The sequence below is a fragment of the Nocardia sp. NPDC052112 genome (assembly GCF_040680135.1).
In the GTDB taxonomy this organism is placed as follows: Bacteria; Actinomycetota; Actinomycetes; order Mycobacteriales; family Mycobacteriaceae; genus Nocardia.
This window is the reverse complement of record NZ_JBFAWD010000044.1, coordinates 21,741-46,466: the sequence shown is the minus strand read 5'-3', so window position 1 is coordinate 46,466 and position 24,726 is coordinate 21,741. Positions and strand designations below refer to the sequence as shown.

The 24,726-nt window shown below is 63.6% G+C and carries 25 protein-coding genes; 16 read left to right on the top strand and 9 right to left on the bottom strand.

The genetic code is table 11. The annotated features are described in order from the left end of the window. Nucleotides 1-824 precede the first annotated feature (824 nt). The 5 genes from AB0L58_RS41490 to AB0L58_RS41470 all read left to right on the top strand — a co-directional run bounded on the left by AB0L58_RS41490 (nucleotide 825) and on the right by AB0L58_RS41470 (nucleotide 5,845). Nucleotides 825-1,952, top strand: coding sequence for a hypothetical protein (locus AB0L58_RS41490; RefSeq protein ID WP_364396698.1), 1,128 nt, complete (start codon nucleotides 825-827; stop codon nucleotides 1,950-1,952). A 37-nt stretch (nucleotides 1,953-1,989) separates the two neighbouring features. Next, nucleotides 1,990-2,715 carry a hypothetical protein gene (locus tag AB0L58_RS41485; protein WP_364396695.1) on the top strand — a complete coding sequence of 242 codons (726 nt, stop codon included), beginning with the start codon at nucleotides 1,990-1,992 and terminating at the stop codon, nucleotides 2,713-2,715. Next, a complete protein-coding gene (locus AB0L58_RS41480) occupies nucleotides 2,712-3,215 on the top strand; it encodes a hypothetical protein (protein WP_364396692.1) in 504 nt (167 codons plus the stop codon). Before AB0L58_RS41485 ends, AB0L58_RS41480 begins: the two co-directional genes overlap by 4 nt. Nucleotides 3,216-4,096: 881 nt before the next feature. After that, a complete protein-coding gene (locus tag AB0L58_RS41475; protein ID WP_364396689.1) occupies nucleotides 4,097-4,486 on the top strand; it encodes a hypothetical protein in 390 nt (129 codons plus the stop codon). Nucleotides 4,487-4,645: 159 nt separating this feature from the next. Beyond that, entirely contained in the window at nucleotides 4,646-5,845 is a 1,200-nt protein-coding gene (locus AB0L58_RS41470; protein ID WP_364396686.1) for an FAD-dependent monooxygenase, read from the top strand. 304 nt (nucleotides 5,846-6,149) lie between these two features. Here the strand turns inward: AB0L58_RS41470 and AB0L58_RS41465 are convergent, their stop codons facing one another. From AB0L58_RS41465 to AB0L58_RS41455, 3 genes are all read right to left on the bottom strand, one after another. Next, a complete protein-coding gene (locus tag AB0L58_RS41465; RefSeq protein WP_364396683.1) occupies nucleotides 6,150-7,010 on the bottom strand; it encodes a DUF4253 domain-containing protein in 861 nt (286 codons plus the stop codon). Between the two features lie 246 nt (nucleotides 7,011-7,256). Beyond that, a complete protein-coding gene (locus tag AB0L58_RS41460; RefSeq protein WP_364396680.1) occupies nucleotides 7,257-7,538 on the bottom strand; it encodes a hypothetical protein in 282 nt (93 codons plus the stop codon). Between the two features lie 92 nt (nucleotides 7,539-7,630). Next, nucleotides 7,631-9,562 (bottom strand): hypothetical protein, encoded by a 1,932-nt coding sequence (locus AB0L58_RS41455; protein WP_364396677.1) that lies wholly within the window; start codon nucleotides 9,560-9,562, stop codon nucleotides 7,631-7,633. A 389-nt stretch (nucleotides 9,563-9,951) separates the two neighbouring features. On the opposite strand from AB0L58_RS41455, the gene AB0L58_RS41450 reads away from it, so the two are divergent. Both AB0L58_RS41450 and AB0L58_RS41445 read left to right on the top strand, forming a co-directional pair. Then, complete coding sequence (locus AB0L58_RS41450) at nucleotides 9,952-10,215, top strand: hypothetical protein (protein ID WP_364396674.1); 264 nt, start codon at nucleotides 9,952-9,954, stop codon at nucleotides 10,213-10,215. Then, nucleotides 10,212-11,027 (top strand): class I SAM-dependent methyltransferase, encoded by an 816-nt coding sequence (locus AB0L58_RS41445; protein WP_364396671.1) that lies wholly within the window; start codon nucleotides 10,212-10,214, stop codon nucleotides 11,025-11,027. Before AB0L58_RS41450 ends, AB0L58_RS41445 begins: the two co-directional genes overlap by 4 nt. Nucleotides 11,028-11,104: 77 nt before the next feature. Here AB0L58_RS41445 and AB0L58_RS41440 read toward each other — a convergent pair whose 3' ends face one another. Then, complete coding sequence (locus tag AB0L58_RS41440) at nucleotides 11,105-11,275, bottom strand: hypothetical protein (protein ID WP_364396668.1); 171 nt, start codon at nucleotides 11,273-11,275, stop codon at nucleotides 11,105-11,107. A gap of 381 nt (nucleotides 11,276-11,656) precedes the next feature. On the opposite strand from AB0L58_RS41440, the gene AB0L58_RS41435 reads away from it, so the two are divergent. From AB0L58_RS41435 to AB0L58_RS41425, 3 genes are all read left to right on the top strand, one after another. Then, nucleotides 11,657-12,160: a hypothetical protein gene (locus tag AB0L58_RS41435; RefSeq protein WP_364396665.1), complete on the top strand. Its 504-nt coding sequence runs from the start codon at nucleotides 11,657-11,659 to the stop codon at nucleotides 12,158-12,160. Nucleotides 12,161-12,224: 64 nt separating this feature from the next. Continuing rightward, the gene (locus tag AB0L58_RS41430) at nucleotides 12,225-12,785 is read left to right on the top strand and encodes a dihydrofolate reductase family protein (protein ID WP_364396662.1); all 561 of its coding nucleotides are present in this window, start codon (nucleotides 12,225-12,227) and stop codon (nucleotides 12,783-12,785) included. 558 nt (nucleotides 12,786-13,343) lie between these two features. After that, nucleotides 13,344-13,691, top strand: coding sequence for a glycine zipper domain-containing protein (locus AB0L58_RS41425; RefSeq protein ID WP_364396659.1), 348 nt, complete (start codon nucleotides 13,344-13,346; stop codon nucleotides 13,689-13,691). A 508-nt stretch (nucleotides 13,692-14,199) separates the two neighbouring features. On the opposite strand, the gene AB0L58_RS41420 is transcribed toward AB0L58_RS41425, so the two are convergent. From AB0L58_RS41420 to AB0L58_RS41410, 3 genes are all read right to left on the bottom strand, one after another. Then, on the bottom strand, nucleotides 14,200-15,981 hold the full coding sequence (locus AB0L58_RS41420; RefSeq protein ID WP_364396656.1) for an ABC transporter ATP-binding protein: 1,782 nt from the start codon (nucleotides 15,979-15,981) through the stop codon (nucleotides 14,200-14,202). Between the two features lie 413 nt (nucleotides 15,982-16,394). Continuing rightward, nucleotides 16,395-17,153 carry a class I SAM-dependent methyltransferase gene (locus AB0L58_RS41415; protein ID WP_364396653.1) on the bottom strand — a complete coding sequence of 253 codons (759 nt, stop codon included), beginning with the start codon at nucleotides 17,151-17,153 and terminating at the stop codon, nucleotides 16,395-16,397. 525 nt (nucleotides 17,154-17,678) lie between these two features. After that, a complete protein-coding gene (locus AB0L58_RS41410; RefSeq protein ID WP_364396650.1) occupies nucleotides 17,679-18,305 on the bottom strand; it encodes a dihydrofolate reductase family protein in 627 nt (208 codons plus the stop codon). 301 nt (nucleotides 18,306-18,606) lie between these two features. Here AB0L58_RS41410 and AB0L58_RS41405 point away from each other — a divergent pair, with 301 nt between their 5' ends. The 3 genes from AB0L58_RS41405 (at nucleotide 18,607) to AB0L58_RS41395 (ending at nucleotide 20,596) form a co-directional block, all read left to right on the top strand. Continuing rightward, a complete protein-coding gene (locus AB0L58_RS41405) occupies nucleotides 18,607-19,104 on the top strand; it encodes a pyridoxamine 5'-phosphate oxidase family protein (RefSeq protein WP_364396647.1) in 498 nt (165 codons plus the stop codon). A gap of 230 nt (nucleotides 19,105-19,334) precedes the next feature. After that, the gene (locus tag AB0L58_RS41400) at nucleotides 19,335-19,859 is read left to right on the top strand and encodes a MarR family transcriptional regulator (protein ID WP_364396644.1); all 525 of its coding nucleotides are present in this window, start codon (nucleotides 19,335-19,337) and stop codon (nucleotides 19,857-19,859) included. Nucleotides 19,860-19,930: 71 nt separating this feature from the next. Next, entirely contained in the window at nucleotides 19,931-20,596 is a 666-nt protein-coding gene (locus AB0L58_RS41395) for an SDR family NAD(P)-dependent oxidoreductase (protein WP_364396641.1), read from the top strand. A 168-nt stretch (nucleotides 20,597-20,764) separates the two neighbouring features. On the opposite strand, the gene AB0L58_RS41390 is transcribed toward AB0L58_RS41395, so the two are convergent. Next, nucleotides 20,765-21,082, bottom strand: a complete 318-nt coding sequence (locus AB0L58_RS41390; RefSeq protein WP_364396638.1) for a hypothetical protein — start codon at nucleotides 21,080-21,082, stop codon at nucleotides 20,765-20,767. A gap of 194 nt (nucleotides 21,083-21,276) precedes the next feature. After that, nucleotides 21,277-21,759, bottom strand: a complete 483-nt coding sequence (locus tag AB0L58_RS41385; RefSeq protein WP_364396635.1) for a DUF2000 domain-containing protein — start codon at nucleotides 21,757-21,759, stop codon at nucleotides 21,277-21,279. Nucleotides 21,760-21,870: 111 nt separating this feature from the next. On the opposite strand from AB0L58_RS41385, the gene AB0L58_RS41380 reads away from it, so the two are divergent. The 3 genes from AB0L58_RS41380 (at nucleotide 21,871) to AB0L58_RS41370 (ending at nucleotide 24,469) form a co-directional block, all read left to right on the top strand. Continuing rightward, nucleotides 21,871-22,353 carry an Lrp/AsnC family transcriptional regulator gene (locus tag AB0L58_RS41380; protein ID WP_364396633.1) on the top strand — a complete coding sequence of 161 codons (483 nt, stop codon included), beginning with the start codon at nucleotides 21,871-21,873 and terminating at the stop codon, nucleotides 22,351-22,353. 238 nt (nucleotides 22,354-22,591) lie between these two features. Then, nucleotides 22,592-23,494 (top strand): aminoglycoside phosphotransferase family protein, encoded by a 903-nt coding sequence (locus AB0L58_RS41375; RefSeq protein ID WP_364396630.1) that lies wholly within the window; start codon nucleotides 22,592-22,594, stop codon nucleotides 23,492-23,494. A gap of 624 nt (nucleotides 23,495-24,118) precedes the next feature. Further along, nucleotides 24,119-24,469 carry a hypothetical protein gene (locus tag AB0L58_RS41370; protein ID WP_364396627.1) on the top strand — a complete coding sequence of 117 codons (351 nt, stop codon included), beginning with the start codon at nucleotides 24,119-24,121 and terminating at the stop codon, nucleotides 24,467-24,469. Nucleotides 24,470-24,726: the final 257 nt, after the last annotated feature.

Here is a 24,726-nt window from a genome sequence, read left to right as displayed (position 1 = left end):
AGCTCGAGTCGGTCGAGGAGGTGCTGTTCTTCGTCATGCCGACAACTCTCGGTGTCTGGCCTGACACCACCCTGACGCCAGGCTGACACGGGCACTGACACGCTGGTCCACCTGGTCGGGGCGCTGTGCAACCTACTGGAAAGGGTTCTTGTCCAGTAGCCGAAATTGTCGGGCACCAGGGGTTTTCAACACGTTCTATGGCGATGGGCGGCAGTAATTCCGCGTTGTCGGGAGACAAGGCGGAACGGGTCCATGGCCGGAGCCACAAATGTCGACGTGATATGCCGTGCCCTTCCAGGTGCTCATCAGCCCTTGCACTTCCGTGTCGGCCGAGCGGTGGTCACCATCGACCCCATCAGGACTCGGACCCGCCCATCGGTCCGGAATAGCCCTGTACGGTCCCCGAATTCGTGGCGGATGCCAGCTGCGTGTCATGGTCGTCTCACGATGTGGCCAGCAGTGTTCGTCTCGACGGAGCCGCCCAATAGAACCCACAGACGAGCGCCTCCCTGGCGAATGCCCTCACCGGATTCCGGGCGGTTGTGTATGCCATTCGGCATTGCCAACCCCGCCTCCGCCGCGGCCCTACGTCAGTCAACTCGGCGCGTACCGGTTTCGATTCCAAACTTCACACCGGTTGGTGAACCGGGTGATGGTTGTGCAGAGTTCGGCCGGGCGTTACCGCACACGGTGGCATCCATGGCTCCAGTGCGGCAGACACGAAAGACGCTGTGGCGGTGCATGATCCGTAGCTATGCTAAAGTCCGAAGGCGCACCGCGACAGCTCCATGGATCGCGCCAGCGTAGGTTGATCGGGGGATGGCATGGTTGATTTCACTGTCGACGTATCCAAACTCGCCGGCTTCCGGCTGGATCTACAAGATCTCGGCGCCAACTTCTCCTCCAACGCCAACCGGCTGCTGCCGATGCTGTCACTACCCACCGGGACGACCGGACAGCTGGCCACGCTGACGCCATCGATTCAAAGACTGCAAACCACACTGTCCAGCGGACACCAGAACGACCTGAGCGCCCTCGACGCACTCGGCACGAACCTGGGCACTGCGGACAACCGGTACCAGACTTCCGACGACCAGCACGCCGACGCCATCTCCCAGGCAGCGACGACCGCCCTCGATGGGCAGGACGTGCCCGCAACGAGTTCGACACAGGGCGTATCGCGATTCAGCGGATTGCAGCTCCCCACCCTGCCGGACGTGCACGAGGCCCAGTACACGGTCAGCCAGGTGGTCACCGCGAGTATCGAGATCTTGACCCCCTACGACGAGCCCCTGAGCCAGGCGATCGGTATCAAACCCGTCGCCGACTACCTTTCCCCACTCGTGGCGGACTGGGAGGCACTGCAATCGGTGGGTAAACGGATCGGCCTGCTCGGGATCAACGATTACCTCACCTCCGAAAACCTCTCCACCGGCACCAGGTGGTTGCAGAACAGCTGGTCCGGGGCAGCTTCGACCGCGTTCGGAACCGCCGCAACAGGTCTCGGACAATCGATCGCCGGACGCAGCAGCGACCTCGACGCGGTGGCCAAGATCGTCGAGAACGGCGGGCTGCTCCTCGAACGCCTCGTATACAACCAGGCGATGGACCTGGCCGACACCATCACCAAGTCCATGAACTTCCAGAATTTCACCCTCCCCCTTGGCGTCTGGGCACAGCTGATCAACAGCCCCATGCAGGATTCCATGAAGTCCCAGATCTCCTCGGCTATCGACACGTTGAAGAAATCGGCCGCAACCCGGCAGGACACGATCTCGACCACCATCAAGTCGATCTCCGACGCCTTGAACTACGAACCGGGCCGAAACGCCCCCTCGTACAACCCGAGCGCATTCGAACTGCCCGACAAAGTGAGCGTGGACCTGGGCGCCAGCCGGTACGGATACGGCGACAACGTCTGGTGGGAACACACCATCGAATCCGCTGGCTGACCCGACCGCATTCGACAACGACGAACGAACAGAAACCATGGCACCGATTCCTGGACCACTCCCCGCACCGCCGGCCGATCCCGGGCAGGGCGCGTGGGGTTCACAACCCATCTACAGCCGCGCCGACGATGTCGCCTTCGCCAAGGTAGCCGCCGCGGCGTCCGTGGCCGCAGACGCCGCGGGCTGGACACATGCCTCCGCTCACCTGAACCACTACCTCGACAACACCGGCAAGCTACTGACCATCAACGCGGACGCCGTATTTCGAGATGTATCCGCGGCCCACACCAAAGCAACCTCGATAGCCGAGACAGAGATCCGGCGGATCACCACCGAAGCATCGGCCACCCAGAACTATGACAACCCAGTGCAATTCCAGTCGCAATGGAGCGGGTTCTACATCACCCGGGCGCTCAGTGACGACTGGTTCTTCGCGATGGGCGGCATCCACCTGTCGGCCACCGGTGTAGTGACAGTGCACAAACCGACCGACGGCGCCCAGCCCAGCATCACCGCCGAGTACAAACTGCACGTGCACGACCGCTACAACTGGGACGGTGACAAGAGCACCGAGATCGCCGGCATCACCGTCTCGGACAAGCGCATGGGAGCGCTACACACGGCGGGCTTGGCGCGGGAGTACGACATCGCAGGATCCAGCGAGGTCCGGCGATTCGAAGGGACAGTACCGTCGAACGGACCGGTGAACCTGCCAGGGACGCCCGGCGGACGCGACGGCGAGAGGAGTGATCCCACCCGATGAGATACCCAACGCTCGGAATCCGGCAGTTGAAGCTGGCCGGCGTCGTCGCCGGCCTCATGGCCGTGACGGTCGGCATGACCAGCTGCAACAGCGAAAAACATGACGACGACCACCGGCCGGAGCCCACTCAGGCCGCGAAGGACACCGACACCGCCAGGCAGGCTTCCGAATTCGGCGGCATCGTCATCCCGGACAATGCCTCCCTGCTCGGCGCCCGATCCGAGCACGGTCGCGACACGCTCTACCGGCTAGCCATATCCACCGATCCGCAGGGCCTTACCCTGCTGCTGGCCACATCGAAATTCTCCGTGCCACTGACCAAAGTCTTCCGCGTGGCCGAGAACACCATCGCGGGTCCGCCGCTGGAGACTTCGCCGTCGATCCTGCAGGCCGAGGACGTCTACCATCGCCCCGACGGAAAATCGGTCAACCGGATCATCATCGTGGACGAGCGAGACCCGTCCACCCGCTTCGTCCACATCCAGCTGTTCGACACCTGATCGGCGTCCTCAGCCAGGGCGAAGATCAGATAGCCCACCAACGCGGCGACGAACAGGAACAGCACGGCCGCAGTGCTTTTCTGCCAGCGCTCAGCGAGGTCGCCGTGCAACATTTCGACCACGCGACGACCGTTCGGCGGCATGGAACTGGGTGTTGCCCCATCGCTGGGCTTCGTCGCTGCGGAACGTCTGGTGCGCCGTCGATATGCGTGATGATCTCAGGACACTCTTTGAGAAGGAACTCGACCGGATCCGCCAGCGTCGGTGTGGGCAGCAGATGATGGGCGCAAGCTCGTAACAGACGTTGATCGGTGGCATGCCCGAAAGCCGTTGCGACGCAGTGTGTGCAAAGGCTGCGGGTACGCGACCAACCCTGACGGCAACGATCTCCGGCAACCCAGTCTCGGCATGATCGCTCGCCCCGGGCACTGGCAGGCTGCGGCATAGCCGATCCAGTGAGGTCCCGACGAACCGGGCGCCGTCGCTGCGCGGGGCGATTGAGCCTTATCACGCAGCATGAACGGGTGACCCCTACCGTGCGGTACGGCGATGGCGCGCAACAGATTCGGCGGCTGAGAAGCACGTTCTGCACGGCGATCCGAAATAGAGACGGCGTGGTTTCCCCGCGGACTGGCCGGCCCCGGAACGGCAGGGGCCGTGGCCGGGTTGCTGCCAGAGCTTCGTCACTGTCGCGGTCTCCGACGTGGCTCGTATCGCCCTTCGCCACCGGCTCCCTCCGCCACCGAGTACGCCGGCATCCCCGGATCGGGCAACTGTGGGGAATGCGCCGAGCATTATAGATGGGTCAACGGGGAGACTTCTAGAGTTCAACGAAACCGCGTAGAATTCCAGCAGGTCGGGACAGCATTTGGAGCCCTATCATGACCGAGAGAAAGAATTCACACACAAAGTTCACGCGGTTGGCGGCCGCCGCCGGCATAGCCGCAGCTGCTGCGGTTCCGGTCGTCGTAGCCGCGGCGCAAGCGCCTACCGCGCACGCAACGACGCCCACGTCTGCAACCCAACTCGTCGACAGCCCCGGTTGGGGACACGGCGGCGGCTGGGGCGGCGGTGGTTGGGGTGGCGGCGGCTGGGGTCGCGGCGGCGGCTGGGGCGGCGGCGGTTGGGGTCACGGCGGCGGCTGGGGTTGGGGTGGTGGCGGCTGGGGTCACGGCGGCGGCTGGGGATGGGGTGGCGGCGGCTGGGGATGGAACCCCGGCTGGGGGAATTGGTGGAACCCACCCGGCTGGGGTGGCTGGGGCAGCTTCTAGCACCGGTGACCGAGCCCGGACACGCAGAGCGTGCCGGGCTCGGTCGCATCGAGTACTGATCACGTGAAACCCGGCTCGACCAACCGGGCTGAAGCTGGTGACGAGATGAAGATTGTGTGTATCGGTGGCGGGCCAGCCGGGTTGTATTTCGCTATTTCGATGAAGCGACGCGACCCCGCCCACGACATCACGGTGATCGACCGCGATCCCCTCGGATCCACCTACGGCTGGGGCGTTGTGTACTGGGACGACCTGCTCGACATTCTGTATCGGAATGACCCCGACAGCGCGCAGGCGGTACGTGCCGGGTCGGTCCTATGGCGTGAACAGGCAATCCATCTGCGCGACAACCAGACCGCACATTTCGGCGGCTACGGATTCAGCATGGGCCGGTCGGCATTGCTGGACATACTCTCCCGACGGGCGAGCGACCTGGGCGTCGATGTCCAGCACGAGCGCGAGGTCCACGATCTGTCCGGCTTCGACGACACTGATCTCATCGTCGCCTCCGACGGCGCGAACAGCCGAGTACGGCAACTGGGTAATCATCAATTCGGCACGTCCATCACACTCGGCGAGAATCGATACATCTGGCTCGGTACGGACAAGGTCTTCACCCGATTCACCTTCGCCTTCGAACACACCTCGGCCGGTTGGATCTGGTTCCACGCCTACCCGTCGGTCGCCGAAAAAATCAGCACCTGCATCGTCGAGTGCCAACCACAGACTTGGCACGGACTGGGATTCGACTCGCTGGACAATCTGGAGAACCTGCGTGTTCTAGAGAACATATTCACCCGCCTTCTCGACGGTCACTCGTTGATCAGCAAGACACGAGACGAGATCGCAAGGTGGAGCACCTTTCCCGAGATAACCAACAAGACCTGGTATCACGACAACGTGGTGCTGCTCGGCGATGCGGCCCACACAACACACTTCACCATCGGCTCGGGCACCCGGTTGGCAATCGTCGACGCCGTCGTGCTCGCACAGAACCTCTACGAGCACGCCGAGATCGCCGACGCGCTGGAAAACTACGATACGCAGCGGCGCGCCGCGCTTCGCCCGATACAGGCCGCCGCCCGCACCAGCATGACCTGGTTCGAACACGCCGACCGTTATCTCGACCGCGGCGCCGTGCAGTTCGCCTATGCGATGGCGACTCGGCACGGGCCGCAAATGCCGTGGCGATATCAACTGCACCTGCTCACACAGGTACCCACAGTGCGCAAGATCCGGCGTGCCATCGACTCCGCACAGCGGTGGCGGCGGGCAGCCCGACGTGGAGAACTCGCAATGGCACTGCCCTCACCACGACGCCCACCCCAACCGACATCGACCGATCAGTCGATGTTCTGATCCCCACACAAGCCGGGCAGCGACTCGACCCTTCTACCGCTGTCGAGCGACACAGAAATACGGCGGTGTCGACGACGCGGTCCGAGTTGTAGTGGCGCCCTACGAGATCCCCCGGTGGTGACGATCAATGAGTCTGCACACTCTGCCGATCGCCAATCACAACTCGTTCATCTGATCTGCTCGATCCGCGCGGGGACGCCCTGGCCTCAGCTCCGGATCGGCTGGACCGATGGTTTCGCGGACAGCTTCCGAACCGGACGCGACCCGCTCGTCGGAGCCGAGTGCGACGAGCCACTGATCCGGATCAGTACCAATGGAAAAACCAGATCGGCTGGTTGATGAGCGTTTCGGCATACTCCGCCAGGACCGTGCCCGAGCACGGCGTTATCTTGTTGTCGATAAGCGCGTCGGTCGTTTCCCAGGTGTCTTCCGGACAGAACGCGTAATGCTCTGCCGCGACACGCAGGGCCTCGTCGCGGTTCCCGGGTGGCGCGGACACACTCAGATGCAGTGCGCCATCGTCGATCGCCACCACGCGGGTCCCATAACGCCGCTCCCAATCCCGCAACACCGCCGATATCTCGGCGACGTCAGTGGTGTGGTCGGCAACCTCCCGCCAGCCGATCGCGGCGACGGAATCGGCCGAACTAGCCGCGACCAGACCGAGTCGCAACCGCGACAGGTCGTCGTCGTAGAGCAGTGAGCCGCCGAAGTTTTCAGCAGCGTAGCCAGGATCGGACCGCTGCAGCGGAGTTGGTGCTCGACCGGCCGGCCAGTCCGCGCCGAACGGAGCCGTGTCGACGGGGCCGAGTACGACGTAGCGGTACCACCACTCCCGCAGCACGGCCTCCGGATCGTGGTCCGCGGGAGAAGTCACCCCCTCGAACGAAACCTCGCCCGTGGCCCACGGGCCGCCTTCGTCATCGCTGCCGAGCAGCAGCGGCCAGAACCCGGTCTGCTGATGCTCGGCCAGCAACCGCTTCCATAGATAATAGTCGGCCGGACCGTCGCTGAGCCAGAACGCGGGCTCGCCAGCGCCCTTGTCCGACACCACCAACCGCCCCGGTTGGAGGGCAGCGGGCAGCGTTCGGCCTGTTCCATCGCCACCCGGCAGTAACGGATGCAAGTCCCAGGGCAGCGAATAGGGCGGCGGGAACCGATCCATCCGCGGTACCTCAACCATCTTTTCCGTATCGAACACGAGGCGCGCCCCCGCCCCACTGGCCCCGGACCAACGAATTGGCTTTCAGGTAGACGATATTCCGAATGGCCTTGGCCACCACAAGATCATCGCCCCCAACGTAGGGAGCCCGGTCTGGGTGTGAAGTAGGGCAGTTCGCTGATCGACCACAGCCGTGACGCAGCTTGCTGCCGTGGTTGGGTTCGTTCCGGCCAAGCGGCAGGCCTGCGGCTATTCGACCGAGTTCGGGCCTTGTTCCGGCTCGAGCGGCAGGTCCAAGTCAGTGCGGATGCGAGTCAGTATCGTTCCGGCTTTGCGCAGAACTTCGCGGCGCATCGTACTGTTCATGGGAGGATTCATGGTGAATGACGCTTCCATCCCACCACAAAAGTCCGCATTCTCACCAAGCGTCTTCGCGGCCTCCTGCTGGATAGCACGATCGACGACGTTGATACTGTGATTTTCCGATGTGACTTCGACTTTGATGATTCCGGATTTCGAGCGCCTACCCATCTGACCTCCTCTCACCAAGCGATAGAAGCCATTCAGGAATCCAGCGAAGATGCCATCTTCGTGCGGTATTATCCCAGAGCTCGCCATTGCAGTCAACCCTCACGTGAAATTTTGCGTCTTATGGTTCCGGTACTGCGACGTCGATAACGACGTACGCGTAATGTCAAAAGCAAGAGAGTCATTACCGCGCACCCGGACGTACTGATCATCAAAATCGCCCAAAGCGGCTGGTTCGTTCCTAGCACCGGGACGGGACGTTCAGTCGACATCCGCCGTGCGAGCTTCAACGCCGACAAGATCATTGCGAACACAGAGTTGACGACGAACCACGACGCTACGGCGAGAGTGGAAACCGATATCCGACTGACTGCCTCCGAAGTGAACCTCGACACCAGCCAGCCCGAAATCAGCGCTGGCACCCCGAACAGAATTGTCGCCCAATAAGACTGAGTGGTCGGCGACGAGTCGCAATTTGCACCATAGGGGAAATCCATGCAGAATCGCGACGAGGGCTCGAATCCAAATATCATGTCGTGCCAATGTCCCACCCCTATGGTCAATGCCATCAGATACAGCGACAACAAGACAAGTACGAACATCAGCCCAGGCGGCTTCTCTCGGAGTTCGATAGTCATGGACGGTATATGTGGACGTGGATCGACATCCACTGGTTTACGACGCCCTTCCGTAACCGAGGCTACCGGAGCATTTTTGTCGAGCAAATGAGGAGCCACTCCCAGAACATCCAGGTCTCGCCCGTACGCGTGGACGTAAGTCAATCCTCGGGTGTCTTCGCAGTCCCATCTCGGATCTATAGGCCTATGCGTATAGCTACTGGATGATATATGCACCGAGTCGGTGTCTGTTATTTCCGCCATACCGAGGCCGAGGTCGTAAACGTACATGCCTTCGGGAGCTTCGGTGCGTAAGTGGTAGCTCTGCGCCCGAGTCGCCCGAGTGAGTCGGATCATATGCGATCGACGCACCAACCCGAAGCATGATCGGATATAAGAGTAAACCCACTCCCAGAAGCTGATCGGGCCGCCGCTGCTCTCCCTGCCGCCTACGCGCGCGCGATCCTCGGTGAAACCTACCTTGAGCTTGATCTCTTCAGCTGCAGGTACTACTGCAATAATAGGAAAGGTGGCCTGAATGTCGGAAATAAAGTTGTGGAGAAAGTTTCGCAGAACACGAGCGTCGGCGCTCGTCAAGGTCTCCGAAAATTTGTGAATCCTCGTTGCCATCGCCTGCATTTCGCTGCTGTGCGCGACTCTTTCTCGCAAAATTTCCTCGGTAATCTCCTTCCACAAGTCTTTCGGCACCGCACCCAATACCAATTCGACCATTATTTCCCCCATTGTGAGGACAGCGCCCAATGTCTCGCGATACGAAAGTGTCCGCACGGCCATATCGCTGTCACAAGAAATTTTCAGATTGTCCACCAACGCACCTTTGGGCGGCGTCAGGACTGGGACCAGGATTCGGTCTGCGCCGGTAGAGTTCGCATCGACAAGAGTTTGCGTGGTTTTGAAAACATAGGCTTCGTCGCCGAGTTCGATTTGCTCGGAAATGCGCATGATATACGCGCTTGGCTCGATAATGAACTCCAACAACATCAACACCTCAGCCTCGGTGAACCTAGTGTTGAATTCGCGCTTTGCCGCTGCCGCAAGACGCTGATTTTCATTCCGGGCGTGGGACAGATCGACACGGGTTATGTCGCGCCCGGCCGTATTACGCGTGGAGACCAGCCGCGCAATCAGTGCGACGACCAAAATTACTCCGATAACCAATAGCTCCGCCCGGCCCGGGTTTTTCCGGATGGCGCCGAAGGGACCTATCAGAAACAACAGGAGCCCAGCCATGACGGCGATCACAAGCGACAGAGTACGACGCAGCATACGTATAGATCTTGCAGCTTTAGTCGATGGGGGCAATGTCGGCTTCGCGGGCTTACTGCGCCGCAGCATTTGCACCACCGCTCGATTTTCCATGCCCGCTACGGACGTAACGGCGATTGCCATCCCAACTGCTCGGTATTTTGTTTCCGACGGTAAATGTATTAGGATTCATTGTGCTCATTCACACAGGTAGATACTTTGGATAGTTGAAGCGACCACTCGATCATCCCCCTGACGCAATGATGATCGACTGGTGGCCGATACCGCTCGTTGCCTTGTTACAAGCATCGCTCGACACCTGGTTCAATGTTTCACAATTCGTGAATGAACCCGGTTTGCCCGGAATGAGTGAGTCGGACTCCGATGAATCGCGCACTACATGCGTGCCCACAGGAAATATTTCAGAATTGGATAGCTAATCCTAAGCTTCAACCGCGACCGGCAACGGTGGTGCCGGTCAGCAGAAGCACTCGGGGCGGCCTTCACCCCAACGACCAACATGAGAGGAACCGATGCCGCACCGGCACTTGTCCAACATCATCAAGGCCTACGACGTCGGTGGACTCGTCGGCGCCGATCTCTACGACGACTTCGTGCGACAGGTCGGCGCCGCCTTCGTGCGGCTCGTCGATACTACTGTCGCGATCGTGCACGACATGCGGCGGTCGTCGCGGCAATTCGCAGCGGCATTCTCCGAAGGTGTTGGCAGCCAAGGAAAGAACGTGATCAACGTCGGCCTCGGCAGCACGGACCTGGTGAAAGCGTCGCTGGCGTGAAAGACACCGGACTCGTCGGAGTGCAGAAGCCCCTCAGCCCCGTCCTCAGGGCCAAAGCACTGGACAACCGACTGCCGGACCCGATCCTCGGCGACAAATACGCCGAGCAGACGATGCGCCGCCTCGACCCCGACTACGACAAACGCAGATTCGGCACCAACCAGATGGGCCTCGCCGCCGTGGTACGCACCAAGGCCCACGACGACTGGGCCCGAAGCTTCCTCACCAGCCACCCCGACGCGGTCGTGCTGCACCTGGGCTGCGGCCTCGACGCCCGCGTGTACCGGCTCGACCCGCCCGCCACCGTCGACTGGTACGACCTGGACTACCCCTCCATTATCGAACTGCGCCAACAATTCCTGCCGCCGCGAGCGCACTACACCCTGATCGGCACCAGCGTCACCGACCTGACCTGGCTGGACCGCATCCCCCGCGACCGACCCGTGCTGATGATCGCCGAGGGACTGGTGCCCTACCTGACCGAGACCGACGTCCGGCGACTGCTCACCAGCGTCGTCGACGCCTTCCCCACCGGCCGAATACAGCTCGACACGGTGCCGGTCTGGGCGTGGCGCACCTCGAAATGGGACCCCACCCTGCGCAAATACGACACCCAATTCCACTGCGGCTTCAACGATCCGGCCGCGCTGGCCGATTGGCACCCGCGCCTCGAATACGTCGACGAGGCACCGATGAACGACTCACCGGTGCTGATGGCCAAGGCACCCGCGAACGTACGCCGCATGTTCCGCCTGCTGAACCTGCTGCCGGGCATGAAACGGTCCACCCGCATCGTGCGGTTCCGGTTCTAGCGCGCCGACGGCCAGTACAGGCTGGACGGCAGGGTCGCGGGGATCTCGTTGCCTGGTAGCGATCCGACGCGGGGCGATCACGATCCGATCGTCGTGGTGAACGGCGGGCAGCGGGTGCGCCACGGTGTCGCCGGCGCGGAGCGCTTGTGCACCTGCGCGCGAACACTCGCCACGGACTTCTTGTCGGTGAAGATCCGCCGGCATCCGGCCGCAGTGAGGGCGGCGACCTGACGATCGATTTTCGTCATCGCCATTCCTCACTCTGCTTCCGATTGCGATAGGCCAGCTGCCTGCAGCGATCATCGCAGTGTTCTCGGGGTCACCCATGCCGTGCTGACTTCCGAGGTGGCAGCTTGAAATTGCAGCTACGGCAGCGCTCTGGGTACATAGGCACCTGGCTGCCGATGTACGCCGCTCATCGGAGGTCGGGAAGCGGTCGAAATCGCCTCGGCTTCGGACAGATCCGGCTAGCCGAAGTATCCGCCGAAAATCGGGCGGATATGGCGTAGACCGCTGGTAGACACGGGTTTTCGGATTATTGTCCAGCTCGTCATAGGCGAGTTCGGGAGGGGTCCCGCGATATCTGGCTAGTGTGCTGCGCACTATCAGCCCTCGATGAATCGAGACCCATGGAAGACTCGGGCGCCACCGATGTGCTGGCCGCTTTGCTGGGCATCACGGCATTTGCTGTCCTGTTCATCCTGCCCATCGTCGTCACCGCGTTGAAGGGCAAAATCGGCATGCTCGCCCTTGGTGTGTTCATCCACCTCATCTGGTGGTTCGGCGCGATCAGGCTGGCCAAACCGAACTCGTACCGGGCGCGCCGCTTCTACGACGGGGACAAGTTACAGCGTGCCCATGACCGATTCCCGGACTCAGTGGTGTCGGCACCGCCGCCGGGCAACCATGACACCAGGGCCGCACCACACAGCCAGGCCGCGGCCTCATCGGCGACGCCACACCCGGCCCTCACCCACGCGATGCACCAAACCTGGCTCGACTTCGCAACCAGTGAACCGCTCGCTGATCACCAGCGTCGCGGTGATATCGGGGAACACCCCAGGGGGCGCGTTGTCGATCCTGGTCACAGACGGCAACGCGGCGGATCGCGACGCGGCGCGCGACTAATATGACCGAAGGTCTGGACGAGGCACTTGACCTGCTCGACCACACTGCCCAGTCGCTGGGGAGGACCCGATGCCGCCGTTGATCTACTCGATGAGCGTGTCGCTGGACGGTTTCATCGCAGGACCCGATGGCGACATCGGCTGGACCGCCCCCGCTGCGGAGCAGTTTCGCTTCCACATCGAGCAGACCCGCCACATCACCGCCTACCTGTGCGGACGCCGCCTGTACCAAGAGCTGCTGGTCTGGGAGACCGCCGAGCAGACCATGTCCGGCGAGGCGGAACTGGAATTCGCCCGGATCTGGCGGCCGATCCCGAAGGTGGTGTTCTCCCGCACGCTGAATTCGGTGGTAGGCAACGCGCGCCTGGCCACCGACGGCATTGCCACCGAGATCAGCCGGCTTCGTGATCAGCCGGGTGCGGGTGTGGTGTCCATCGGCGGGGCGGACCTGGCCGCGGACGCCATCGCCCAAGACCTGATCGACGAGTACCGCCAGTTCGTCAACCCAATCATCCTCGGCAGCGGCACCCCGTACTTCCCGCCGCTCACCAAACCTCTCGACCTGCGGCTGATCGAGTCCCAGACCTCGAGCTCGCAGGTCGTCTACCTTCGCTACCAGCGCATCCGCTGAGTTCCGCCGCGAGCCAGTCGAGGATTCAACGGCGTGGGGCGCGCTCTCGCATGCGAACTGGTCGAGTTCGAGATTGCCTCGGTATCAACGAGACAGGACACGAGCGAAAGGTTTGAAAACCTGCTCGGCCGAGTGGCTCTATCCGTGAACTATGACGGCAGCTGTTCGCGAATCCTGGTGACCTGTCGCCGCGTGTATTCACCGAAGATATTCGCGAATAGCCGAACAGGGTCGGGTCAGCGTCTCGGCCGAGCTTCTGCCCCTCTCGAACTCCGAAATGCCGATGTGCGGACGCCCACTCGCCATATAACAGCGCTATTTCGGGCGAGCGCACCGGTGCCGCCCTGATCCGACGGAACCCGGCTGCCCGTTCGGATCTCCAGTGATCATTTTGTGATGCAGATAATGTGCGAGTTCGCATGCGGCGCAGTATCGTCGGGCGCGGTGCGCAATAGTGGCCGCTCGATTGCTGTCAATTCATCAGAGCAGCACGAGGCAGTCCCCCTGATGAAGTAGTGGAACTCGGTTGTTCCGAGGGCCCGAAAGGTTAGGAAAACAATGATCCGTTATGCCCTGATCAAGACGAGTCGCGTCCTTGCGGTGAGTGCCCTGCCGTTAGCTGCGGCCGTCGTATTCGCGGGCGCGTCTTCCGCCTCCGCGGATCAGGCTGCTGCTCCTGCGGCTCCGGTTGTTGGCCAGCCGATCGCCGGGCTCCCACTGGAGGATGTCACCACCAACCCCGACGCGCAGTACCCCGATCCAGTGCTGAACGGCGCGGCTGCGGGCGCCGCGATCGGCTCCGCCACCGGTTCCTTCATCGATCCCGTGCCCACCGTTATCGGCGCCCTGATCGGCGGGATCGTCGGCGCGGTCAACCCTGGCGTCATCCCCCAGGTGCTGCCCTGATCCCCTAGCACACAACCCTTTTCGTCGAGTCCGAGCAGCGCGCGCTGCTCGGACTCGACTCGTTCACCGCCCCTGCACTCACCTGGTGGTGCGGATAGACACCGCGTTCCGTTCGTACTGGTCGCAGGCCGCACGGTGTCACACGGCAACCCGACCGCACCCGTCCAGCCGTAACCGCCGCGCCGAGCGGCAGAAGATCAACGGGCCGAGACCATTTCGGGCAGTGCGTGGTCACGCCGACCACCGTGCGATCCAGGTCGGTCGGCGGCCCTGGAACCCTCCGCGGACGGGAGGGTCGCGCCGATTCTGGCCACTGATCAGTCTGGAGCTGTTCTTGCCGGAGTTTCCGGATGCGCAACATTCCCGGCAGGCGGTCGGTAATCGCTGGTCGGGATCGTTGTCCCCTCGGGTGTGCCGAACCAGAACGACAGCGCTGCTCCAGGCCATCCTCAGCGGGTTCGTCGATGGTTGCGGCCCAGGCGATGTGGCCGTCCGGACAAAACTCCGATCAACGGGCGACCACGTCCTCGCCGAGGAATCCACCCGACTGGTGCCGCCACAGCTGCGCGTATGTTCCTTGCCCGCAGAGCAACTCCTCGTGTGTCCCCTCCTCGACGACTCGCCCGTGGTCGAGCACCACCAGCCGGTCCATCCCGGCCACGGTGCTCAGCCGGTGCGCGACGACCAGCGCCGTACGCCCTTGCATCAACTCCCAGAGCGCTTGCTGCACAAGCAATTCGCTTTCCGAGTCGAGAGCGCTGGTGGCCTCGTCCAGGAGCAGGATGGGCGCGTCCCGCAGGATGGCCCTGGCCAGCGCGACCCGCTGGCGCTGGCCGCCGGACAGTTTCACGCCGCGCTCACCGATCAGCGTTTCCATACCCCGCGGCAGCGCGTCCACGAACTCGGTGACGTGCGCGGCCTCGGCGGCCCGCAGGATCTCCTCGTCCGTGGCGTCCGGGCGCGCGAACCGGATGTTCTCGCGCAGGGTCCGGTGAAACATCGCCGGATCCTGTGGCACGTAGGCGATCAGACTGCGCAGATCCGCCTGCCGCAGCCGCGCGATGTCCTGCCCGCCGATGCGTATCGTTCCGGACTGGATATCCATCAACCGCAGCAGCAGTTGGGTAATAGTGGTCTTGCCACCACCGGATCGTCCGACCAGGCCTACCTTTGCGCCGCTGGGCACATGCAGTTCCAATCCGTGGAACAGCTGCCGCGCACCCCCATGCGTGAAGTTCACTCTCTCGAACCGCACGTCGAAGCCCTTGGGCCGCAGTGGCTCCGGATGTTCGGTATCGAGCACCTTCGGCTCGTCGAGCAGCAGTTCGGTGAACTGCGCCGCCTCGGTGAGAACCGTCTCCAACCGCCGGTAGATCTGGTTGAACCGGAACATGATCCCGGTGGCGTTGAAGTAGTAGGTGAATGCCACCACAATGGCCTCCACCCCCGCATTCCCGCCGCCCAGGCCCAGCGCGATCAGCAGGCCCATGACATTGGTGAGCACCAACAGCGGCGTCACCAGCGTATCTATCCGCAGGTTCGCGTAATCCCAGGAGCGCAACGACTTTCGTCGCGACGAGGCGACCCGCCGCCGATGCTCGGCCGCCTCTTGCGGTTCGGCAGCGAAGGCACGCACCACCTGCATATTGGCCAGGCTGTCGGCCACATGCCCGGAAACCTGCGCGATAGCGGCCTCCCGGTCGTCCACCAGCCTCTGGCGGCGCTGGATCAAGGGCATGATGACCAGCGCCGTCACCACGATCATCCCCATCAGCACGACAACCAGCACGGGGTTGTAGCGCCACAACACAACCGAGGCGAACACCAGCGGCACCAGTGCCGCCAGGATCTCGAAGGCGAGGGTGTCCACGAACTGTTCGAACCGAGTCGCGAAGCTGAGCGAGCGTTTCGTCAGCGAACCGGCGAAGTTGTTGTGGAAGAACGCCGCGTCCTTGGCGAGCAACTCGTCCATGGCGAGCACATACAGGTGCTCGATACCGTAGGCGTCGACTCGGTTCAGACAGTGAATCCCGATGCGCCACAGCAGTTCCGCGAGCAGCAGGGCACCACCGAAGGTAAAAATATAGGGAGCCAGGGCCCCGAAACCCGCATCCCCGGTCACCGCGACCCGGCCGACCACCATCGCGACGATCAGCGGTGCGATGTACAGGTTGCAGATATTGCCGAGTGCCGGCGCCAGCAGCGCCGGAATCGTCGTGACCTTGCGAGAGGCCATTTCCCGGCCATAGAAACGCAGCACCAGCTTGACCGCCGTTGCGCGTGAACTCATGCTCCCCCCTACGTCTCGAATCAACGAGCGATGCAGGTGAGCAATGATCCCGCGTCCAGGCGGGTTGCCGCCAGCGAATATCCGCCGACCGCGAGCTGGGTCCGCTCCCCTAGCTCTCAGGGCCAGTCGCGGCCTGCAAGTCCGAAGTCGCTGGACCTCTCCCGGGAGATTCGACGCCGACCTGCGGTGATGAAGTGGGCGAGTGGAGTACTCGGAGCAGCTGGCTCAGGCGACGGTACGCAGATCGCGCGCGGGCGCAGGGAGCCTGCTCGCGATGATCTGGGCGACCGCGGCACTGACGCGGCGGTCGTTGTGACCGTAGCGGTCGGTGGTGTTGCCGATTTGTGCCGGCGTCGCGGGAAATGACGAAGGGGGAACGCCGTTCTGGAGCTTCTGCGCTCGGAAGGGCACAGCTAGCCGAGGCGGGTGGCGGCCACCGCCCACACCGGCAGGTGCACCCGGTTGTTTTTCAGCAACGGCGCAATGATCTGGAGTTGTTCTTGCATCGGCTGCATCCGCTCAGCCCATCCCGAGTCGCCGCCCATCTCCTTGGTGAGATGGGCGAACGTCTCCGGGCTGAAGGTCGCTTGGAAAGTGGTGGTTCCCAGGTAGTCGATACGCCACCCGGCCGCGGGAAGCACCCGCTCGAAATTCTCCGCCGGCAAACCTTCGGGCTGAAGGCCGTTGACGTTGTGGCGTCCGATTTCGAACATAAACAGTCGCGCCCCCGGTCTAGTGGCCCGGTGCAGGGCCTGCGCGTACTGGCTCTGTATTTGTTCGTCGTCCAAGAACACGTGGTAGAACGCACTGTCGACGACGGTGTCGAACCGATTCTCCAACCCGTCGAGTCTGGTGGCATCGGCCACTTCGAAGTCCACCCGCACCCCGGCGCGCTCCGCGTTGCGCTTGGCCCGCTCGATCGCCGTCGGCGACGCGTCGATCCCGGTGGCCGAGTAGCCCTTGGACGCGTAGTGGATCGCGTGATGTCCCGGGCCGGTTCCGGGGTCGAGCACCTCGCCCCGCACAGCGCCGTAGGCCACCAACTGCTGCACCACCGGCTGTGGTCCGCCGATGTCCCAGGGGATCAACGCAGGAGCATCCTGCTCCGGCGGCGCGTCACGGTACAGCGCTTCGAAATCTGGCTGACCACTGTGATTCGGTTCCTTGCCCATGACTCCTCCTCTGATTGCGGACGGGCCACACCTGAAGGGTCGTGCAGGAGACGAGACCAATGATTCCGTACTTCGGTGACGGACGCCATCGACTGTCGTGACCGCGGGTCGGGTCGGATCAGGGCCGTGATGGTCCCCTGCCCTCGATGACAGACAGCGTTCATGGCCAAACCGTATCGAGCATGGTGGGGCGTAAGGGCGTCCAACGCGTGGATGCGGATCGTGATATGGCGTGGCCAAGGACGTGATCGTGTGGCCGGCCGCCGGGCGGGCCGCTGTTCCTCACCAACCACCGGACCCGCCCGTCCCGAGCTTCGAGCCGCTCGATCAGCGCGGCCTGCCTCGCCACCGATGCGACGAGCACCTCATCGGACATCGAACGCGAATCGGCAGGCACCCAACATCATTCACGGTGCAATGCCGATGACGGAAACCAGGACGCCATCGGACCGGTACGCATCGCCGTCATCGCCACGATGCTGGCCAGCCGTGCGGTGACGGCCCGGCACGGCCATCCCCAGCCGGTTACATCTGGCCGTGGCGAACCGGGCCGGTTGGTTCGTAGGTGCCGAGGACGATGCCGAGATCGGTCATGGTGAGCTCGACGGGGCGCATTGTCGCCGGGAGGATGCCGTCGTTGAACAAGCGGCGACCGGAGCCGAGCACCAGCGGAAACGTCATCAGGCGGAAGCGGTCGACGAGCTCGTGCCGCAACAGCGTCCGGAGTAGTTCGCCGCTTCCCCAGATCTGCAGCTCGTCGCCGGGTTCGTCCTTGAGCGCCCGCACCGCTGCGACGACGTCGCCGGTCAGCAGGCGAGCGGTGTCGGGGTGCTCGCCGCGCCAGGTGGCTTCGGCCTCGCTGAGTGAGTTGGACACGACGTACTTGGGCAGTGAGTTGATCGCCGTGGCAATGGGGCTGGCGGGGTCGGTCTGATCGGGCCAGTAGCCGCGGAAGATGTCGAATGTTCTGCGACCGAGCAGGAACGCGCTGGCGTGGCTGTTGAGGTCGGTGACGAACTCGCCGACGGCTTGGTCCGGGAACGGGGCCTGCCAGCCGCCGTGGGTGAAGGCGTCGCTGGGATCTTCCTCGGGTCCGCCGGGGGCCTGCATCACGCCGTCGAGGGTCAGGAACGTCTGAACGGTGAGCTTCATGTCGATGCAGACGGAGCGGCGCACTGATTCTGAGCGGTCTCAGGTCGAATCGCCGCCGACCGAGCCAGAACGCATACCCGCCATGCCGGGACTTCGCCATCAGCTCGCTCGCCCCGCCCTCACCCAGATGTGCGGCCCGAATGCCTGAGTTGTGTTCCACCCGGTTCCGGTCCCGTCGACGCGGCAATCGGGGTCCAGAAAAAAATCGGAAATCGTTCGCCTCGGATGTCGAGAACGCTGAAGCGGCTCCGTCCCAGGGGTACGAGCAGCCGCGACGGCTTCACCGATGAAGGAGACCACCATGCAGCCGAACGAGATCACCGAGATCCTGAACCGCCCGATCAGCCGGGAACTGCTGGCGCGCGACCTGCTCCGGATGGCCTACGTCGCCAAGGACGGCACACCCCGCAACATCCCGATCGCGTTCACCTGGAACGGCTCCCAGATCGTCGTCTGCACCACGAAGAACGCCCCCAAGTTGCCCTCCCTGCGCCACAACCCGCAGGTCGCGCTGACGATCGACACCGAGGTGCACCCGCCGAAGATCCTGCTCATCCGCGGCCGGGCGGAGCTGGACGTGGTCGACGGCATCCCGGAGGAGTACCTGCAGATCAACGGCAGCTACGAAATGACCCCCGAGCAGCGCGTCGAGTGGGAGGCCGAGGTCCGGTCGCTCTACGACGGCATGGTCCGGATCGTCATCACCCCGGCCTGGGCGAAATTGATCGACTTCGAAACCACCCTCCCCACTGCCGTCGAGGAGCTGGTACAGCGGCGGGCCGAGCGCCAGCGCGCCTGAACCGATCAACACGGCCAGCATGGGCCCAGCACGGAAGCGGCGAGCTGCTGGGGGTGCTTCATCGCCCCGGCCAGCAAGAACACGGCCGCCAGCACCCCGCAATGATCCACGAGAAGACGTTCATCGATCCTCACCACTCAGCTAGGAACTCCAAGCTTGGATAAACCACGACTCCCCAATTGCTTCAAGCTAAGAGTAAATAGCGTGGACATTTGCTCCATGCTTGGAGTATGTTTGTGGGTGTGGAAGAGGCGCGGGAGATCAGCGAGCCGCATTGGCTCGACGCGGATGAGCAGCATCAGTGGTATGCCTTCGCCTACATGCTGACCCAGCTGCCGGCCGCGCTGGAGTCGCAGATGCAGCGGGAAGCGGGCATTGCCCACTTCGACTACGTGGTCATGTCCGCACTCTCGGCTGCGCCGCAGCGCACCCTACGGATGAGCGAGCTCGCCCAATACGCCGGAAGCACGCTCTCCCGGCTGTCCAACGTGGTCATCCGCCTGGAGAAGCGGAGCTGGGTGCGTCGCCACCCCGACCCCTCAGACGGTCGGGCCACCCTGGCCACCCTGACCGACGACGGCATGGACAAGGTCGCCGCTGCGGCACCCGGCCACGTCGCCGCGGTCCGACGCCTGGTCTTCGACCCGCTGACCAAATCACAGCAGCGCCAGCTCGGCGCCGTCTCCCAACGCATCCTCGGCGCCCTCAACGCGCCGTGCCCCACCGACTGGGCACCCCCCGGCGCCCGGGACTGACCCCCGGCACGCACCACCGGTCTTCCCCCGGCCCTCCTGCCGGGACCACCCACCATCATCAAGGAGTCCGCATGCCCACCATCGCCATCGTCGGAGCCGGTCCCGGCCTGGGCCTGTCCATCGCCAAGGTCTTCGGCGGCCACGGCTTCGACGTCGCCCTGATTTCCCGCAACAAGGACAACCTCGACACTCTCGTTGCCGAACTCGCCGCGGCCGGAATCACCGCGGAAGGCTTCCCCGCCGACATCGGCGACTCCGTCCAGCTCACCGGCGCACTCCAAGCCGCGATCACGCGATTCGGACGCATCGACGTTCTGGAGTTCTCCCCGCACGCGGGCCTGTCGATGACCTCTCCCAAGGACGTGACCCTGGACACCCTGCGGCCCCAGATCGACACCCTCCTGTTCGGCGCGATCGCAGCCGTCCACGCGGTGCTGCCCGGAATGCTCGAAACCGGTTCGGGCACACTGCTGTTCACCACGGGTGGCGGCGCGGTCAACCCGTACCCGATGCTCGCGGACACCAACATCGCACAGGCGGGCCAGCGGAACTGGGCGATCAATCTGCACAACACCCTCGCCGACGAAGGCATCTACGCAGCCAACGTGGCCATCAACCTCATGATCAGCACCCAAGCCCCCGAAGGCATTCCCTACCGCGCGCCCGACGAGATCGCCCTCGACTACTGGAAGCTGCACACCGACCGCGACCAGGCCGAGCACTTCATCGGCGCTTGACCCACCACACAGACCAGCAAGCGACACCATCGTCGACCGGTGGCCGCCCGTCCTCTCCTCCAGAACGTCATGACGACCATCCGAATCGCCGGGGCGACAGCGGCATCGGCCTCCAACCCACCCGCGATCTCGATAAGACTTCCGCGCGTGCGGCGATGGTGATCTGTGTCAGACCGATTCGACGATCGCTGACTTCACCACCGCGCGGTCCACCAACTGCCGAACACGCCTGCCCTGATCCGCTGCCACTACGGTCTTGGCTCCGGAAAATACAGGCTCGGAGAACAACGTCACCCGCAGCCCCTTTTCGACGTGCAACACCAGATCATCTTTGCCCGGCGGCGCGGGGATGCGGTCATACCGGCCGTCTTGGATATCCCGGTACATCAAAAAGGCGTATGCGGCGCCTCCATCAACGAACAGCTGCGCCCGCGGATTCGTCTCCGACATCTGGGAGAGGCACTGCTGGCTTATATAACTAGTCATCGCGTCCTCCTAGCTCCGGAAATACTGCCTATGGTCAGCCTTACCGTGAGATCGCGAGAGTCCACCGGATAGTTTGCCGTGCTCACGGCCCGCGCGGACGCGAATCGCGCATTTCAGCCCCCGAGCGTCGCCGACATCCCCGGCTGCCGAGTTCACCCGCTAATTGGAGGTCTTATCGACGGCCGTGGCGGCAATCAGGCCAACGGAAACTTCTCGACGAGCTTGTCCACTCGGTTACGCGGGCCGATGATCCCGAGCGCGTAATACGACATGCGGTGTTGTCCGGCGCGGGCGAGCGTGTCCAGGTATTCGCCGTAAACACGTGTGTGCTGCGCCTGGCTGGGCATGTCGACGACGAGCGTGCCTTCACCAGCGGCGGCCCGATCGCGCAGCGCGCGGAGTTCGGCGCTTTCGGCGGCCAAGACGGTGCACCCCGCCCATGGCAGACCAGGATGGACCTCGCCGGAGGCATCTTTCCCGTCGGGGCCGAGCAAACCGGGGACCGCCGCGCCGATCGCCGCCGCGACACACACCGCCGCGTTGATCGCCCGCCCCGGCGGCAGGTCCGCATCGACGATCACCACCCACTTCAGGCGGGCCGCGCGGGTCGGCTCATCGATCCTGATCTCCTCGGGTGCAAAACCCACCTCCACCCTCGTATCCGCCTGATCCGGCATCGCCATACCTCCGTAACTTCATACAATAGAATTGACTGAAAGGTATGCAGTAGTGCAATCAAATGCAATCAGACCCGTACTTAATTCGAAACATGGAGCCTTTTTATGGATATGGACGAACTTGATAAGGCAATCCTGCGGGAGCTTCAGTCGGATGCACGGCGCACCAACCGCGACGTCGCCGCCGCAGTCGGCGTCTCACCCACCACCGCGCTCGAACGCACCCGCGGACTGAGTCGGCGTGGCGTGATCCGCGGTGCGCTGCTCGATGTGGACCTGCCCGCCATCGGTCGGCCGGTGCAGGCGCTGATAGCGGTACGGATCAAGCCGCCCTCCCGGCGAATGATCGAGGGGTTCCGGCAGTGGGTGTGCGGTCTGCCCGACACGCTCGGCGTGTTCGTCACCACCGGCAGCGAGGATTTCCTCATCCACGTCGCTGTTCCCGATAACGACAGCCTGTACGCCTTCGTGATCGACAAACTCACCGAAAGACCCGAGGTCGCCGATGTCCGTACTTCCGTTGTCTACGAACATGTCCGCAACACTCGGATCGCCCCCGCATCCCAACCCGGCTCCCGCCGCCAGAATCCGTAACCGGCCGATCTCCGTGGGGCAGGCATGACGAACAGCGCTACCTGCCTCACCGGATCGCGTGCTCGGCGGCCAAGGGGTTGCGACCCGTGCTGATGGCAGTTTCCAGGGTTGTCGGTGGCTTGGGGTCGGCGGCGCCCTGTCAGTGTCCTGACCTGCAGGTTCGTCACGCAGACCCGCACGCACCCCAACTTCGATCAGTTGGAACGGGTCGGCTGCCATCCGGCTACCGTTGAGCCGCATGCACAACGAGATCGAGATCACCGCGGAGTTGGTACGAGATCTGCTGCGTGACCAGCACCCCGACCTGGCCCATCACTCTGTGCGGCTCGGCGCGCGCGGCTGGGACAACCAGCTGTGGCGGCTCGGCAACGACCTCGCTGTTCGGTTGCCTTGGGCGACGGAGTCTGCGGATGCGCTGCTGCGCAAGGAACACACCTGGCTGCCCGCCCTCGCCCCGCGCCTTCCCCTGCCGGTTCCCGTTCCGCAACGCTTCGGTGCGCCCTCCGAGCGGTTTCCGCGGCCCTGGATCGTCACTACCTGGGTGCCGGGCGCGCCGGCCGACCGCGCTCCCGTCACGCGCGCGACGGAGGCGGCCGCCACCCTGGCCACCTTCATGACTGCACTTCACCAACCCGCCCCCGAACAAGCGCCCACCGGCCGGAACCGCGGTGGGCCGCTGACCGGCTACTCCGAGGGCTTCGCCGAGCAGCTTGCCTCGGCCACCGAACTGGGGCTGATCGCCGATCCAGACGCCGTCCGCGGGGTCTGGGAAAATGCCGCCGTCGCGCCCGACTGGGACGGCCCAGCGCTATGGCTCCACGGCGATCTGCATCCAGCAAACGTCCTCACCGCGGACGGCACGATCTGCGGCGTGATCGACTTCGGCGACCTGTTCGCGGGCGATCCGGCATGCGACCTCGCTGCCGCGTGGATTCTGCTGCCGGACAGCGGCACCGAACGTTTCCATGACACCTACCAGCCGACCCCGGATACCGCGACCCTGCGCCGCGCGCGAGGATGGGCCGTGCTGCGCGCGCTCAGCGGCATCCTCATCGGACACGCCGGCGTCCATGGCCGCCCAGGCGGCAAGCCCACATGGGGCCCACCCGCCCACGCCGCATTGCGACGCCTCATCAACTGATCAACACTTCCCCACCCGCCAGAAGATCGTCGTGCCGGTCTCGGCCTACGCACCTGGCAGGCGTTCATCAAACGGTTCCCAACACTCGCCGGCTGATCCAGCTAGCGATTCGAGGTAGGTGGCGGGACTTCCGGCGTTCGGCGCTGAGCTTCATCGGGCGGCTTGCAATTCGGACGAACCGGGCGACCAATTCAGCCAGCTCACACCACCGCACGGCGACCTCGAAGCCGTCGAAGGTCTCCGAGGTCGAGCCGACAACCTGTCTCGTCATAGTTATGGAACGGAACCCAACCTCTTGCTACGAGGTCGCGGACGTGGTGTGAGCATGGGCCTTCAGAGCCGGTAGGTGCCCTGAGAAGCCGTCGTAACCGCAAGTGCTGACATACGCACCTAAACCAGGGAGGTCACTGCTACCGACCCTGTGTTTTCGTGGAGCGGATGACGGGATTCGAACCCATTGGGACGCTTCACAAAAGCCCTGGTCAATCGCTTGAGCTAACCCAAATGCCGGGCCTCAACAGACCTTTCAGAACTTTTCAGTACGCTACGATTCACCAAGCTACCACCCGTCTGGTGACATAGTCACCACCCTTTTTGCCGCTGCGATTTTCAGGGTCGGCACCTTTGTGCTCCAGTGACCGCAACAGCTGCGACGACACCCTGCCACCTCCCGCCGACAGCGCCGCGATCGCACGAGCACTCCGTACCGGGCGCATAGGATCACTGGTCCTGGCGATCCCCGACCGGGACGGCGATCTGGTCTACGTCGGCAGTGTCGGGACCGGCTCCACCTACGCGATGCTCGCCGACCTGCCCGCGAAACTCGCACCGCTGCAACGCGAAACACCCCCGATCAGCACCCTCGAGGGCGTCATCGGGGGTGTCCTGGGTGGCCCCGAAATCGTTGGGGAAGTTGCCTTCACCGAGTGGACCGCAGATCAGCGGCTGCGGCATCCCACCACCGACCAACGGTGAAACGCCTGCACCCCACCCCGTAGATTCATCCGACGCAATTCGTCTGCAACGGCGGCGCCGGGCCGTCCCAACCCGGCGGGATGGCCGAGATCTATCGGACGCTGGTCGCCGACGAAGGACAGCCACCGAACACAGAGATAATGTAGATCTTGTCTACATAGATCTTGTCTACATAGATTCTGATTACAAAGGGGCTCCGGTGGCAGTTTCGCGTTGATCGTTGGGGGCGGAGCCTGCGCGGCCACGGTAGCGGAACT